Below are 16,792 nucleotides of genomic sequence, written 5' to 3' on the forward strand. Positions count from 1 at the left end.
GGTGAAGGAGATGAATCTGAATAAAAAGGTACTTACATCAGGACTGGCTGTTGTTGTGTCGCTGGGTATTTTCGCGTCTCCTGCTTTGGCAGATGATACGAAGATACAAATGAATGACACCTATGATACGCCTTCTTACATCGTTGAAAACTGGGAAGCTCCCGGGAAGTTGTCAAAGGAACAAATTGTAAAGGCTTATTTTGAGGCAAACAGCGGGGACTTTCAATTAAACCAGGATCAAAATACTAGTTTTGAGATAAAGAGCCAGTCTGCTGATGCTGAAACTGGAACACATCACTTCCGGGTTAATCAGGAATATAAAGGTATTCCGGTATATGGTGCAGATCAAACTGTCACATTGGATGAAGACAATAATGTGGTTTCCTACTTTGGAGAAGTGATTCCAAACCTGGACGCTGAAAATATTTCTGTTAAAGCAAATGTATCCGAGGAGAAAGCCATTGCTATTTTCAAAGATCAGCTGCAGGACAGAATCGGGAAAATACAGCAATTTGACGGGGATATCGAAATAGAGCCTTATATTTACGAGTATAAAGATGATTTCTATTTTACTTATCTTGTAACCGGTTCAACAACGTATCCTGAAGTAGGTTTCTGGCACTATTTCATTGATGCGGCAAACGGGGAAATCGTGGATCATTTTAATGCCGCCAGTAATGTGACTGCATTCGGAACAGGTGTATTTGGAGAAAGAAGAATGTTTGAAGCACAGGAATATGATGGCATGTACAGATTATTTGATGAAACACGAGGTAATGGTGTAGTCACCTATGATGCCGATACAGGTGTAAATCTTGACGTATTAAGCATCAATAAAATGTTTAGAGATGGAGCTGCAGTAGATGCCCATCGCAACGCTCAGGTAACGTATGACTATTTCATGGATACATTCGGCCGCAACTCCGTGGATGACAACGGCCAGATTTTGATCTCTGCCGTTCACGTAGGTAATAACTGGAATAATGCATCATGGAATGGCAGACAGATGTCATATGGCGACGGGGATGGCCAGCGTTTCCACCCACTTTCAGCAGGACTGGATGTTGCTGCCCATGAAATGAGTCATGGTGTCATCCAGCATACGGCAAACTTGGTTTACCGTAATGAGTCCGGCGCGCTAAATGAGTCCTATGCGGATATTTTCGGTGCGATGGTGGACAGGGACAACTGGCTGATGGGAGAAGCTATTATGGCGGACGGCACAGCAGCCCTGCGCTCTTTGGAAGATCCAGCCTCTTTAATTGAAAGCAGAACGCAGGCACCTTATCCGGATCACTGGGACTTAAGATATACCGGAAACCTGGATAACGGCGGCGTGCACATTAACAGCAGCATCAATAATAAAGCTGCGTATCTGGTTGCTGAAGGCGGGGAACACTATGGCGTGGAAGTGGAAGGTGTTGGACGCGATGCGACAGAACAAATTTACTATCGTGCACTTGATGTTTATTTAACAGCCAGATCTGATTTCAGCATGATGAGACAGGCTGCCGTTCAAGCAGCAACTGACTTGTTTGGCAGTACTTCTGCTGAAGTTGCAGCAGTAGAAGCTGCATATGATGCGGTAGGTGTAGAGTAAAAATTTTACCTCCGGTGCTTTATTTATAAGGTGTCGGGGGTACCTTACGCTTATGGAGATCGGTAAGCACTTTGGCCGGAAGGATCAGCGGTTATGCCATTTTTTCAGCGTATTACTGGTGAACTAGCTTACCAGGCGAATAAAGACTGCGGAATCTTTTTATTTGTCGCTTATCGGGCCTGTAAAATGCTGAATAAATGAAAACCGCTGCCGTTCGGTCGCGTATCGGGCGTATTCGATACGGAAAATAGAAATACTCTCATGCGGAACGGCTATGTCACTTTATCAGAAAATATCACGAATATTACAGTGAATATTATTTTTTAATGCAGTAACATGAGTGTTTTTTTAAATCTGACTTTAATAAAGGAGTGAAATTATGCTCAAAAGAATGGCACCTGTTATGATATTTCTTTTTGCGATCATTCTGTTTACAGGTACTGCGAGCATACTGGGAGCTTCAAACGGACTTTTTCAGGATAACCCTAGTGAAGCGGACATGCTTCAGCTCCCGCTGGATGATATGGATCCTTTACTGGAAGAAGCAATGGAAGATCATGTCATGCCGGGTGCGGTAGTGTTAATCGCCAAGGATGGAAAAGTGGTGAAGCATGATGCTTACGGGTACGCAGCACGCTATACAGATAGTGACTTTACGGAAATGGATGACCCTGTGGAAATGAGTGAAGATACGATTTTTGATTTGGCATCGATTTCCAAACTGTTTACTGCCACTGCAGTAATGCAGCTGTGGGATCAGGGAGCATTCGAGCTGGATGACCCTGTGGCTGATTATATTCCGGAATTTGCAGCAAATGGAAAAGAGGAAGTCACCATCCGCCAGCTGCTCACGCATACCTCCGGGTTCAGACCAAGTACGACAGCGCCTCTTCATGAAATTGAGGGTGATAGAGAGGATAAACTGGCTTTTGTATTGAACGAATCATTGCAAAACCCTCCTGGTCAAGAATACCTCTATAGTGATGTGGATTTTATAACGCTCGGTGTGCTGATTGAGCGTTTAAGCGGAATGCAGCAGGATGAATTCACAGAGCAATTCATAACAGGCCCGTTAAATATGACGGATACAATGTATAATCCGCCGGCTAAACTGAAGCACAGGATTGCTGCTACAGAAGAGCAGCCATGGGTAGACCGTGAACTTGTCTGGGGTGAAGTACATGATGAAAAAGCCTGGACACTTGACGGGGTAGCAGGTCATGCCGGGGTATTCAGTACAGCAGCAGATCTGGCGGTATTTGGTCAGATGATGCTTCAACAGGGCACGTATAACGGAGTAGAAGTTTTATCTGAAGAAGCAGTGGAATTGATCAGCACAAACTGGAATGAAGATATACCAGGGGCGAGGTCCTCAGGGCTTGGCTGGGAACTGAATCAATCCTGGTACATGGATCGTTTGGCAGAAAGCAATACTTTGGGACATACAGGATATACCGGTACCTCCATTGTGGTGAGTCCGAATAACAATACGATTGCGCTATTACTGACAAATCGTGTCCATCCAACCCGCGAAACAGTTTCCACAAATCCGGTTCGGCAGCTGGTAGCAGAAAAAACGGGAGCGGCCATCAGTGCATGGAGTGCTGCTTCGATGAAGGATTATGTAGAAGTGCTTGAAGCAAGAGATGCTTTTGCTCATGAAAGTGCTGCACATGCTTTAAAGCTTCATTTGACAGCTGTCCATCAATATGAATTGCAACATGATGCGGAAAAGGTAAACAGACATATGGAAAGCCTGCAAGCTTTACTCGAATATCAGCTGGATCAGGAACTGATTACTGAGGCTGCTTACGATGATTTAATGATGGATGCGGCCTACCTGATTGATTCCTGGCAATAGCGTGATTGATGATAAATTATCGTACGCGTATTTGTTTATTGAAAAATGTAGTTCAGCAAACCTGGCGGCATGTCTGACTATTGTGGTTGTTGGTTCAGGGATTAACTCAGCAATGTTTAAACAATGGATAATCTGAAAAATCTATGAATCTCTTTTTGTACAGTGTCACCAGTGATAGGGTTGTTTCTCATTTTCAAATTTAGAGTGAGGGGAGCTGAAAACATGCTTAAACGAACATCGATTATGATGTTTCTTATCTCATTCATTCTATTTACAGGAACTGCGGGCATAATGGGTGCCACAAATGGGCTATTGCAAAGTGACCCAAGTGAAGTGAAGATGCTCGCGCAGCCATTGGATGATATGGATCCTTTATTGGAAGAAGCAATAGAAGACCATGTCATGCCGGGTGCAGTAGTCCTGATTGCCAAGGATGGAAAAGTGGTGAAGCACGATGCCTACGGCTATGCTGCCCGTTATACAGATAGAAATTTTACGGAAATGGATGACCCTGTGGAAATGAGTGAAGATACGATTTTTGATTTGGCATCGATTTCCAAACTGTTCACTGCCACTGCAGTAATGCAGCTGTGGGATCAGGGAGCATTCGAGCTGGATGACCCTGTGGCTGATTATATTCCGGAATTTGCAGCAAATGGAAAAGAGGAAGTCACCATCCGCCAGCTGCTCACGCATACATCTGGGTTTAGGCCTGGTACGACACAGCCTCTCCATCAAATTGACGGTGATAGAGAAGAAAGACTGGATTTTGTATTAAATGAAACATTGCAAAATCCTCCTGGCGAACATTATTTATATAGTGACGTGGATTTTATTACCCTGGGAATTCTTATTGAGAGACTAAGTGGCTTGCAGCAGGATGAATTTATAGAACAATTTATTACGGAACCATTAAATATGACAGATACGATGTATAATCCACCGGCTGAGCTGCAGCACAGGATTGCTGCCACGGAAGTAATACCTTGGCTGGATCGTGGACTTGTATGGGGAGAGGTACATGACCCATCAGCCTGGGCACTTGATGGTGTAGCAGGTCATGCCGGAGTATTTGGTACAGCAGAAGACCTCTTTGTATTTAGCCAAATGATGCTTCAAGAAGGGACATATAACTGGGCAGAAATTTTATCTGAGGAAGCGGTGGAACTGATCAGCACCAACTGGAATGAAGATATACCAGGGGCGAGGTCCTCGGGGCTTGGCTGGGAGCTGAATCAGTCCTGGTACATGGACCGTTTGGCAAAAAGCAATACTTTGGGACATACAGGATATACCGGTACTTCCATTGTAGTAAGCCCAAATAATAATACGATTGCCATGCTGCTGACAAACCGTGTACATCCGACTGCAGAAACAGTCTCCACAAATCCGACCCGTCAGCTGGTAGCAGAAAAAACGGGAGCGGCCATCAGTGCATGGAGTGCTGCTTCGATGAAGGATTATGTAGAAGTGCTTGAAGCAAGAGATGCTTTTGCTCATGAAAGTGCTGCACATGCTTTAAAGCTTCATTTGACAGCTGTCCATCAATATGAATTGCAACATGATGCGGAAAAGATAAACAGACATATGGAAAGCCTGCAAGCTTTACTTGAATATCAGCTGGTTCAGGAACTGATTACTGAGGCTGCTTATGATGATTTAATGATGGATGCGGCCTACCTGATTGATTCCTGGCAATAGCATATTTATAGCAATGAAACAATAACACCTATGAATCTGCACAAGGTTGCTTTAAGGGGGTGATGGATGCTTTTTTCTGCAGCTGCATTTGAAGGGGGTGAATCTGGAAAATCTGCGAATGTCACAAATACATCCATAGAGGTTTTCTTACTTCATGAATCTATTAAACTATAAGACAACAAAGGAGGATATTATGAAAAAGCAAATGTGGCAAAAAGCGATTACAATCTTCATGATTTTATTGCTTGTTTCCACCATGAGCCCTGTTGCCGGCCAGACTCTGGCAGATCCGGCAGATGCTCCAACAACCGGTTTTGAGGACCGGGATGGAGACGATTGGACCACATATGAAGAAGAACAGGCATTCTTGGAAGAAGTGGCAGCATCTTCTGACCGTGTTGCATACACGGAAATTGGCAGAACAGTAGAGGATAGACCATTGCATTTAGTGCGAGTGGGATATCCGGAGCCGCCATCAGATGAAGAAATAGCAGAAGGAAGAAGCATGCTTATCATCGGTACGCAGCATGGGAATGAAAATGCACCAAGGGAAATGGCATTGCAGACATTGCGTAATTTGGCATTTACCGATGATCCGGAGCTGTTGGAGCAAATGAGTGAAACTACTTTCTTGTTTATACCTACAGCCAACCCGGACGGCAGGGAAATAAATACACGCAGAAACGCGGATAACATCGATATTAACCGCCAGCATTTAAGCTTGGTTACACTGGAATCCCAGTATATTGCATCCGTGCTGGATTACTTTGATCCGGACATTGCTGTGGATGGACATGAACGTCCAAGGGATACGGGTAATCCTGATATGGAAATGCTGTGGCCGCGCAACCTGAATGTGGATGAAAACGTGCGGAATTTAAGTAAGGAAATGGTAGAGGATTATCTGTTCCCTGATGTGGAAGAGGCAGGGTTCAGTACTGATCTTTATGGAAGCCCTGGCGGTGCCGGCGGCGGGGAAGAAACCATTTTAAGAAACATGCTCGGTCTTCGCAATGGCATCGGGCTTTTAACGGAATCTGCCGGAAGACAAGATCCGACATACCGTGTTGAAGCACAAATTGCCACTGTAGAGGCAGTAATTGACTTCTACCGTGAGCGTTTTGATGACGTGGTGGATGCTGTTGAAAATGCACCTGATCGCCAGGCAGCCAGAGGCGCTGACCAGTCGCAGCCATTCTTCCTGGATGGTGCTGATAACTGGGATCCGACAAATGTACTGGAAAACAAACCAAGCGGATATTTACTGACAAATGAACAGGCAGATCAAATGGAAACCCATCTTGACCTGTTTTCACTTGAAACAGAAAATGTATCCAACCAAGGTATTTTTGTCGGTATGGACCAGCCGATGATGACGGTGGTGCCTTACCTTTTTGATGCACGTGCTACAAACACTGAAGTAGAAGCGATTGCCCTGTACGACGATGAAAATGTTGGCACAGCGGCAAACATGATGAACTTAGTGGAGAATCTGGCAGCAGATGAAGAATTAAATGATGCAAGGCCACTGCTTATGCATTTGACTGCTGTTGATCAATTTGAACAACAGGGAGAAGCTGACAAAGTAATCAGACACTTGGAAAGTTTCCAAATGCTGCTGACACACCAGTTTGATAATGAAATGATGTCTGAATATGCATATGAAAATCTTTCCGCTTATACAGACTTCATTATCAGTAAGTGGGAATCCAGCTTTGATTCCAACAGGGCGATGCAGCATATCAGCTATTTAAGCGAGGATATTGGGCCGAGAGTAGCAGGTGCTGATTCGGAAAGAGAAGCTGCAGCATATATCAGCGATGAATTTGCAAGCCTTGGCTATGATGTTTCCATCCAGGAGTTCGAGATTCGCGGAGGAAACGTTTCTCAAAACGTGGTTGCGACCAAGACGCCAGAAGGGGTAGAGGATCCTGAAATCGTTTATATCGGTGGACATTATGACAGTGTTCCACGCTCTCCTGGTGCAAATGATAATGCTTCCGGAACGTCTACAGTCCTGGAGCTGGCAAGAGTATTCCAGGATTTTGACACGGATAAAGAACTGCGTTTTATTGCATTTGGAGCAGAGGAGATTGGATTAGTAGGATCCCGTTACTATGTTGACCAATTATCAGATGACGAGATTGATAGAAGTCTTGCCTACTACAATCTGGATATGGTTGGCACAAACTGGGAGCCAGCATCCCAGCTTTATATTAACCCGGTAGATGGCGATCCGGAAAACTTGGTATGGCAAACCTCAGAGGCAGCAGCAGAAAGAATTGGCCTTGAGGAAGACAAGATTTTCCTTAATCCATTTGGAAGATCAGATCATGTGCCATTCCATAATGCAGGCGTTGATGCCGCGCTGTTTATCTGGATGGAGCCAGGTACAGCAGGCTTAGAACCTTGGTATCATACACCTCAGGACACGATCGACAAAGTAAGTCCTGAAAAGGTTCAACTTGTTGGAGATCTGATTCAATCTGCAGTGTCAGAGCTCCTGAGTGAACCGGCCAGCACGAATTCTATTTTGGAAGAAGCATCTTAAACCTAGTAAATTGGATAATCCCGGGCAGAAAGACTTGGGATTATCCTGTACAAAAACAAGGAGGAATAAACATGAAAATTAAAAAACAATTAGGTATGGGAATTATATCGGCGGCGTTGGGAATTTCACTTATCGGAGGAGGAACGTTTGCCTACTTCAGTGATACCGAAACAACGGAAAACACGTTTGCCGCGGGTACATTAGACCTGGCAGCGGAGCCGACGGAAATTATTAATGTAGAAAATATTAAACCGGGAGATTCCATGGTTCGCACATTTGAACTGCAAAATAACGGATCCCTTGATATTGACCGCGTGTTTCTGGATACAGAGTATACCGTGGATGATGCAGAAGGAAATAATACCGAAGACTTTGGCGAGCACATCGAAGTGGAGTTTTTATACAACGTGGACAAGCTGGATGAAGTTGTATTCAGCACAACCCTTGCTGAATTAAGAGAAATGACACCGGAAGCAGTCGGTGAGCATGCATTAAATCCAATTCTTGGTGAAGGATTGCCGACTGGCGATTTTGACGATTTAGTAGTGAAGTTTAACTTTGTCGATAACGGCGAAGACCAAAATGAATTCCAGGGAGATACACTTAATCTCGAATGGACATTTACAGCAACACAAACAGATGGTGAAGAGCTGTAAAAAAAGAGGCATCAGGAATCAGGCGGTCTCACCCGTCTGATTCCATTAATCCTCTTAGAAAAAGTACACACACATAATAGAATAAATAATTAGTATACGGAGGTTCACATGTTGAAAAAATTCATAAGAATTTCATTATTCACTGCCTTATTTTTTATGATATTTTCTACGGCAGTTTCGGCAAATACTGCGGGTTTGCCTGATTTTCCCGATCCGGCAGATGGTAAATCATGGGTATTGCCAGAAGATATGACCTGGGATGACTATGAACCAATTCCAGGGATTGACTGGGCAAATACGGATATGGAACCGGAAGAAGAACTAAGAGGCGCCTTAATCATAGTTGATTTTCCTGATCGTGATTTTATCTTGAGCGATCCTAAAGGTTCTGATCCAGCGGGTAATCCGCAAATCGATCCAATTCCCCGCGACGAACTTGCGGAGTGGTGGAACGACTTCCTGAACGTTCCAAGTGAACTAAATAACTATCAAACAATTGATAGTTTTTGGAAAGAGAATTCCTACGGTAAATGGGGCGTAACCCTTGATTCATATGGTGTCTATCGCTTAGACAAATACGAATTTCAGTACGGGCTGGAAAGACGTATGAATCCTGGTTACCTGCCTGATCAATATGAAAGTGGAAACCTATTTCAAGATGCTATAGCAGTAGCAGAAGAAGATATGATTGCATCCGGAGAAGAGTATGACTTTGCTTTCATCGTTCATGCTGGCTATGACGAATCAACCGTATGGCAAGAACTCGGTGAAATGATGTTTCAAAATCCCGAGGATGTAACTGATGAGTTTGGACCGCCGGATTTACCTGGGTTTGAAGACATGCCAAACTGGGCTTCAACTCGTTATGTACCATGGACTTCCTGGCTTGCAGCCAAGAGTATTTGGTCAGCTGCATCCAGTGCAGAAATCAATGGACAAAGAATTCGTGTTTCCATTCAAGGAGAAAGTGATGGAATGGCTACGTTTGCTCATGAATTTGGCCATCTTCAGGGACTTGGGGATAACTATAATAACGCAGCCCTTGAACCACGAACTTATTCTGGATATTGGGAAACAATGAGTCGCGGGTCATTCAATGGACCTGGCGGAACGCACACTCGTTACATGATTCCGGCTACTTTGGGTTCTTCTCTGCCGGCACCGCATATGCTTCGAAATAAGATGAAACAAGGTTTTCTATCTGAAGATGAAGTGCTGCATTTAGAACGTGATGAGTTAAAAGAAACCGGGCCGGTGTTTGCTGATATTGTTGCACGCCAAGCGCCGATTGGCAGTGAATTTGGCCGGACGGGACTCCATGGCATCAACATCAGCATGGACGACTTAACCCCTGAGGATTATCTTGAGGGTGACTGGCGTAACGATATGTTAAGCGGCGGGTACGATAATTACACCATTGAGGTAGTAGACCGCATAGGTGCGGACTCCTTCGCAACTGATTCCGGTGTACTGATTGCCAAAACAAAAGATGCAGAAAGAGCACCATTCATCTGGGTGGTTGATTCACACCCGGAAGATATTAATGTAGTGGACTTCACAAGACCTGATGGAACAGAAGCTATGGTTACGAAAGGTGATCCGAGACAACTTGCTGACGCTTTATTCCATGCAGGAAATGGAGAAACTCTGGTAAGCGGGGACTTCGATAGTGTCAGCGGGGAAAATATTGTCAGTGAATACAAAGACCCATACAACCGAATTCACTTCTATATTTTAGATGAATACAGAGACGATGATGGAGTGCTTAGATATCGAACAGCGGTACGCCATTTAGATGAAGACGGGGTCTTTGAACGTGGCGTTGAAGCTGAACGCGGTGAAGTTGAAAGAGCGGAACCGGGACGTGTAAGTGTGCATAATTATGCTGTGACAAACACCGGGGAAGAAACAGATTTGATCCGTGTTCAAGCAGAATCCGACTGGGAGACTATGGTTGAACATAATGTGATCGAAGTGCCGGCAGGTGAAACAGTGGAAGTTCCTGTCTATGTGGAAATCCCTGAGGGAGCGTCTGCGCCTGTAAGCCTGACATTTACGGCAACGTCAGAAACAGATCCTGATCAAACAACGACAATAGAAGATGCTGTATTTAATGACGTTAGTGCCTCAGGCATGAAAGCATTTGTAGAACTTTTGGATGAGCAGGGTGCATTTGAAAATGACAGGGCTGTACGTGCATTAACTACACACCTGACAGCTGTTGAGCAATATGAAGATCAGCAGGAAATAGATAAAGTAATCCGGCATATGGAAAGCTTTAAGCTATTACTGACTCATCAGCTGGACAATGGCCAGATTACTGCTTCTGCAGCAGCGGCATTGCAAGATTACACTGATTTTCTGATTGCCAAGTGGGAAAACGTTTTTAATGCGGGCAATGCAATGGACCATCTCGAATATTTAAGTGTTGATTTAGGGGAGCGTGTAGCAGGCACTGATGGGGAAAGAGAAGCTGCGAGCTATATTGAGGATGAATTAGCCAGTCTTGGATATGAAACTGCGATACAAGAGTTTGAAATCAGAGGCGAAGCTACTTCACAAAACGTGATTGCTACGTTGACTCCTGAGGATGTGGAAAATCCGGAAATCATTCATGTCACAGCACATTATGACAGTGTTCCAGGATCACCTGGTGCGAATGATAATGGTTCCGGAACTTCCGGGCTGCTGGAAATGGCCAGAGCGTTAAAGGATATCGATACGAATAAGGAAATCCGGTTTGTAGCATTTGGATCGGAGGAAATCGGCCTGGTTGGTGCCAGATATTATGTGGAACAGCTGTCAGATGATGAGGTTGACAGAAGTGCAGCCAACTTTAATATGGATATGATTGGCACAAACTGGGATCCGGCAACAACGCTTTATGTAAATGTTGTTGACGGAACGCCGAATACAGTATGGCAATATGCGGACGCAGCCCAGGAGAAACTCGATCTTGACGTTTTGTTCCTATTCCGCCGCGGCGCATCTGACCATGTACCATTTTATAATGCAGGCATAGATGCAGCCAACTTTATCTGGAGAGAGCCTGGTACACACTCACTTGAGCCGTGGTACCATACACCGGAAGATACTTTCGATAAAGTAAGTCAGGAAAAAATCCAGACTGTCGGCGAAATCGTTCAAACAGCGGTTACCGACCTCGCATTGGAATAATGGGACACGGGGACAGGTACACTGTCCCCGCATAATAGGGTACAGGGACAGTGTATTCTGCGCCCCAAAAATGGGACGAGGTACCTGTCCCTCTGTCCCTTACATATAAAAAAATTCATCTAAGGAGTGTTTCACATGAAACGAATGTCTATGGCACTAGTATTTTCATCCGCTTTATTATTCCTCGGAGCATGTAATGAATCACAGGCTGAATCTGAAGTAATAGCTGAAACCAGCGCCGGTACAATTACAAAGGAAGAATTTTATCAGGAATTAAAAGATCGTTATGGTGATATGGTGCTTGAGGAGATGATCACCTTTGATGTTTTAAGCGAAAATTATACAGTTGAAGATGAACAGATAGATCAGGAAATAGATCTGGCAAAAGAGCAGCTTGGAGACCAATTTGAGATGTTTTTGGAGCATCAGGGAATTAAGGATGAAGCAGCAATGCGGCAAATGATTCACATGAGCCTCTTGCAGGAGGCAGTTGCATCAGAAGACATTGAAATTACAGATGAAGAGCTGAGAGAAGCATATGACCGTAAAATTTATGAAATTGATGCCCAGCATATTTTGGTAGAAGAGGAACAAACGGCATGGGAAGTAAAAGAGAAAATTGATGAAGGCGAAGACTTTGATGAATTGGCCAGAGACTATTCAACGGATACATCCAATGCCGACGATGGCGGATGGCTTGGCTATTTCCAAGCAGGCTCAATGGTTCCCGAGTTTGAAGATGCAGCCTTTGCGATGGAACCCGGGGATATTAGCGATCCTGTTGAAACATCGTACGGCTATCATATTATAAAAGTGAATGATAAAAGGGAAATAGAAGATGCGGATATTGGAGAATTTGAGGACATGAAGGATGAGCTGAGAAGAGAGCGGATCAATCAGGAAATGGATATCGAAGCCGCCCAGGCAAAGGTGGACCAGCTTATCCAGGATGCCAACCCTGTGATTGAAGAAGAGGATTTAAAGGATTTGTTTGCACAGGACGAATCACAGGACGAAGCAGAGGAAGAAGATGATGATGAAGAGGATGTCAGCGATACGGAAGGAAACTAAAAAAGAAGGATGCCGGATATGTAATAAATCCGGCATCCTTCTTTCTGTTGCACGTCTTACTCCGCTATGAAGTGGATCATTCGGTAAATACGCAACACAGTTTGCACAAAAGTGATAGAATGGAATAGGAAAACCAGGGATGAACACTTGCTAAAACCACGGTAAATGACACGTCGAACTGTTGAAATGCAATGTAATGAAGCTGCTGACGGAAAAATATAAAAGTAGAATTAAAGCCAGTGAATGGAAGGGAAAAACATGAAAATAAAAACATTTACAGCAATGACAGAACATGGACTGGATAAAAAGGTAAACTTTTTTCTGGAGGAAGATATAGAAATAATTGAAATTAAATTTTCAATGACAATTTTCGGCGTTGGCGCAATGGTAATATACAAAGAGCGCCGATAAACCCATGGACGTGATATTATGTTGGGACTCTCAAAGGGTGAAGTCCTCTTGAGTCCGTGGACTTCACAGTGGGAAAAAGTGTTCTTAAGGGAAAAAGAAAGAATCCAGACGGTTCTTGGACACTATGCTGCTGAAGTACATCATATTGGCAGTACGGCTGTTAAGAATCTTAGTGCAAAGCCAATCATTGATATTGCGGTAGAAGTGACAGCGTTTGACCATGGAACTATAACTGCCCCGATTTTGGAAGAATTGGGATATAGCTATAAGGGAACGAACATTTTGCCTGACAGGCATTATTTCAGCAAGGGGGAGCCCAGAACACATCAAATACATATGTATCAGACGGGCAGCCGATATTTATTAGAACAGCTGCATTTCAGGGATTGTCTCCGGAAGAATGATAAAGTGAGAATAGAATATGAAAAGCTAAAGCAGAGGCTGGCTGTACAGCATAAGAGGAATAAACATAGATATGCCGGGGAAAAAACGGAATTTGTCAGGAATCTGTTAATATGCTGCAATGAAACAACATAGTGTATATACTCTTGCACTGATGGCAAAAAAAACCTTACTTTTCAATTGTAGATCTTTGAAAATAAATCTCCCGCTTGAACATAAAATTTTAATATCGCAGTTAAATGCTGCAGTAAGAATGAAAAGCACCCGAGGATTTACCTCAGGTGCTTTTGTTGACTCTTTTACTGCCAAGTTTCCAGCAAATATTCCATATCTGCAGTCAATACTTGATATGCTTCTTGTGACATTCTATCCTTATGAGCCTCAAGCAGATGCTCCAGGTTTGTCATGTGTCTTACTGCTTTTTCCATATCTCCGCGGCTTTCAAATCTTTCTACAGCTGTCAGATGGGCATTAATGGAACGATAAGCACCTTGGTTAGAGAATGCCCCTTCTTCTTGATAATGATGAACAATCTCTTTCATCTCAGCTGCATTTTCCGGAAGACTTCCTCCCTGATACCCTAATGCATCATCCAAAGCTTCCTTTCCTCCCACAATTGGCAGGCTGATATTGCTTTCCCCTAGGAATACATCAAATGTCGCTCTGTTTTGATCAGGTACAGTCCATCTGTTGGCACTTCCGGCAATTACGATGCCGATACGGTGCCCTTCTTTAAAGATATAATCCTCAGGCAGTGTTTCCCATTCAAAGCTGTATTTTTCTCCAGGTACTAATGGTACTTCATATTCCAAAGACTCCCGGTTCTTTGCATCAAGCCAGCCGTGGGTGACAATTTCATAGTCGGCTTCATGAGTTATAATCTCGGTATCTCTGTAACAGCCATCGTCCACTTCAGAGCTTTCCCCCCAGCAGGAAACAGTATCCAGGGTGCGGATACCTTCTCCGCGGCTGCGGTGGTCAATTCGCTCATCCGTGCCGTAATCCACAATCATTGCAGTTAAATGTGTACTCTCTGCATCAATGGCAGCACTGATATCCAGCTCAGGCACCCCGCTCAGGCGCACGTCTTCTTCAAGTTCCGGTGATAAAAAGATAAGCCGGTTATCTTTATCCGTAAATTCATCTTCTACCATTTGCTCGTCTCTTTGTCTCGGATCATCGGTAAATGATTGGGTGAACTCCCCTAGAACAGGACTGGTTGCCAAAGTACCAGGCAATTCATCAGATGGTGCAAGTCTCACCTTCACCTCTTCCATATCCTCATCCGGCCAGGCGCTGTATGTTTCCCAATCATCCTTGCCATGCTCAATATCTACCGTTGGCTCATCCATAATGCCATTATCGATATCAAGCAGCCAGTAATCAAACCAGCGATTTAGTGTTTCCACCCATTCAGCCCGGCGGAAATCAAATGGCTCGACGTGACCAGTTTGCGAGATCCATAGTTTTCTCGGTACATCGTTTTCCGCCAGTTCAAGCCACCAGTCAGAAAAGTGATTTGCTTTTACGTTGTAATCATTAATGCCATGGATAACAAATACACTTGCTTCCACTTGGTCTGCATCTTTTACAAAATCGCGCTCTGCCCAAAAATCGTTATAGTTACCGGTTGCATCATCTGCAGCAACCCGCATGTCTTCACGAACCGGAGCACATTGCTCTACATTGTCGCTAGCGGTCACTCTTTGTGATAAACCGGATGGACCATTATAGTAGAATGGAATACCTCCATAACGGTAATAGTGGTACCAGTTGCTGATGGCTCCGATCGGCACGATGGTTTCCAATCCTTCGATCCCTTGAGCTGCAGCTGCGTTTGGCAATGTGCCATCATAGGATTTTCCTACCATCCCTACTTTTCCGGTAGACCAATCTGCTTCGATTTCATTTCCATCTGAATCCCATGCTGTTCCTTTTCCGTTCAGCCAGTCAATGACTACTTTCACACCTTCTGTTTCTTCCCAGCCGCCGGTTGTCGGGCAGCCATCAGAGTTGTTGGTTCCCGTCATATCCGGAAGAACGACTGCATAGCCTCTTGGCACGAAATAGTTATCATAGTACAGCGGGAAAAATTCATTAATGCCGTCCCCGTCCGGGTCTTTTATTTCCGACTCATTGCCGCGTCCCATAGCCTCATAGTATGGACTGGCATCCATGATGACAGGAACTTGCAGGCCGTCCTCGGTTTCCTTTGGCCGCATAATATCAGCAGCTATTAAATCCATCTCCCCGTCACGGTCGCTGTCCATTTCGGATGCAATGTAGATGGTTTCTTTAATCGCATCCTCATAGGAATAAATCGGTGCAGTCATCCCGTCTTCCAGCTCATAGCCTTGCGGGGAATTTGACTGCCCAAGCACTTCAGCATCGGCTGCATATGGTGCTGTCAGCGTAAAAATCATGATGAATGCCAATAGTATACTTGTAAATCTGCTTCGAGTGTCCTTTAACATTCGCACTGCCTCCTAATCTATTAGTTTAATCAATTAAAATGGTAGCATGTTAATAGATTAGGCAACAGTGCGATAAGTACTCATTTTCTGACATTTATTTTCAATGATTAGTCATAAATTACTATTAATATAGTAGGAATACTAAATACCTATTGATTTATATAGGCAGGTAAAAATATTAAGGGCATAACCTGCACAGCCTAAAAAAGGATAAAATGAATACGCAGGTTAGTGCTTTACCCTTCTTTTAAAGAGTTTATTGGTTATTAAGGTGGCAGTAATCTTCATGGGACGCTTCCAAGTCCAATTGCAAATAACCAATGGTCCGCGGTCCAGTATTTATGTTAAAACAATATATATGGTTTTAATTATATGATTGCCTGGTCGGGATGTTGGGCGGGGAGCAGTTTCTTCCAAATTTATTGGAAGAGCGTTAAAGTCTGTTCAATTTTATTAAATCTATTGGTTTTTATTAAAAAAGATAGAATAAGGGGCAACCATGCCGGCCTTATTCTACCTTGTCTTAATAACCGACTTCCACAGAAGCGTTCACCATATACATTAAATCATTGTCATCTTCTTTATCTTTCAAAATAACCCCGCTGCTTGTGGCCATACCGCCGTCCATTACATCTACAGTCACTTCGCCGTAGGGAATGGCTTCTTTTACTTTTTCCACATCCACTTTTTTGCGATCCAGCGGAACAGCGAGCCGCACCGTGACTTTCATATTCTTTACATCGCCATCAGGCAGCATTTTTTCAATGCCCGGAATAGAGTTATACCAAATGGCATTTTCCGCAGCCCTTACTGCCGCTTTCGTTATATCCTGACCATGCACATCCATACCGGTTCCTGTCTGAATGAATAATATTTGTTCCATATTTT

Annotated in this window: 11 protein-coding genes; 9 read left to right on the top strand and 2 right to left on the bottom strand. The window is 43.9% G+C overall.

Annotated features, from left to right (window positions below; translation table 11 throughout):
- Nucleotides 1-16 precede the first annotated feature (16 nt).
- The 9 genes from GHD25_RS07270 (at nucleotide 17) to GHD25_RS07310 (ending at nucleotide 13,565) form a co-directional block, all read left to right on the top strand.
- Nucleotides 17-1,600: a M4 family metallopeptidase gene (locus tag GHD25_RS07270; RefSeq protein WP_205601342.1), complete on the top strand. Its 1,584-nt coding sequence runs from the start codon at nucleotides 17-19 to the stop codon at nucleotides 1,598-1,600.
- A gap of 379 nt (nucleotides 1,601-1,979) precedes the next feature.
- A complete protein-coding gene (locus GHD25_RS07275) occupies nucleotides 1,980-3,461 on the top strand; it encodes a serine hydrolase domain-containing protein (RefSeq protein WP_164215720.1) in 1,482 nt (493 codons plus the stop codon).
- A 222-nt stretch (nucleotides 3,462-3,683) separates the two neighbouring features.
- The gene (locus GHD25_RS07280; protein ID WP_164215721.1) at nucleotides 3,684-5,162 is read left to right on the top strand and encodes a serine hydrolase domain-containing protein; all 1,479 of its coding nucleotides are present in this window, start codon (nucleotides 3,684-3,686) and stop codon (nucleotides 5,160-5,162) included.
- A gap of 193 nt (nucleotides 5,163-5,355) precedes the next feature.
- Nucleotides 5,356-7,713: a M28 family peptidase gene (locus GHD25_RS19915; RefSeq protein ID WP_240452265.1), complete on the top strand. Its 2,358-nt coding sequence runs from the start codon at nucleotides 5,356-5,358 to the stop codon at nucleotides 7,711-7,713.
- Nucleotides 7,714-7,784: 71 nt separating this feature from the next.
- Nucleotides 7,785-8,369: a CalY family protein gene (locus GHD25_RS07290; protein ID WP_164215722.1), complete on the top strand. Its 585-nt coding sequence runs from the start codon at nucleotides 7,785-7,787 to the stop codon at nucleotides 8,367-8,369.
- A gap of 111 nt (nucleotides 8,370-8,480) precedes the next feature.
- Nucleotides 8,481-11,546 carry a M28 family peptidase gene (locus tag GHD25_RS07295; protein ID WP_164215723.1) on the top strand — a complete coding sequence of 1,022 codons (3,066 nt, stop codon included), beginning with the start codon at nucleotides 8,481-8,483 and terminating at the stop codon, nucleotides 11,544-11,546.
- 135 nt (nucleotides 11,547-11,681) lie between these two features.
- Nucleotides 11,682-12,617, top strand: a complete 936-nt coding sequence (locus GHD25_RS07300) for a peptidylprolyl isomerase (protein WP_164215724.1) — start codon at nucleotides 11,682-11,684, stop codon at nucleotides 12,615-12,617.
- A gap of 258 nt (nucleotides 12,618-12,875) precedes the next feature.
- Nucleotides 12,876-13,028 carry a hypothetical protein gene (locus GHD25_RS07305; RefSeq protein WP_164215725.1) on the top strand — a complete coding sequence of 51 codons (153 nt, stop codon included), beginning with the start codon at nucleotides 12,876-12,878 and terminating at the stop codon, nucleotides 13,026-13,028.
- Nucleotides 13,029-13,046: 18 nt separating this feature from the next.
- A complete protein-coding gene (locus GHD25_RS07310) occupies nucleotides 13,047-13,565 on the top strand; it encodes a GrpB family protein (RefSeq protein ID WP_164215726.1) in 519 nt (172 codons plus the stop codon).
- A 164-nt stretch (nucleotides 13,566-13,729) separates the two neighbouring features.
- Here the strand turns inward: GHD25_RS07310 and GHD25_RS07315 are convergent, their stop codons facing one another.
- Entirely contained in the window at nucleotides 13,730-15,904 is a 2,175-nt protein-coding gene (locus tag GHD25_RS07315; RefSeq protein ID WP_164215727.1) for a Xaa-Pro dipeptidyl-peptidase, read from the bottom strand.
- A gap of 523 nt (nucleotides 15,905-16,427) precedes the next feature.
- Nucleotides 16,428-16,787, bottom strand: coding sequence for a Lin0512 family protein (locus GHD25_RS07320; RefSeq protein ID WP_164215728.1), 360 nt, complete (start codon nucleotides 16,785-16,787; stop codon nucleotides 16,428-16,430).
- Nucleotides 16,788-16,792 lie beyond the last annotated feature (5 nt).

Source organism: Virgibacillus aidingensis (genome assembly GCF_010994035.1).
GTDB lineage: Bacteria > Bacillota > Bacilli > Bacillales > Amphibacillaceae > Virgibacillus_N.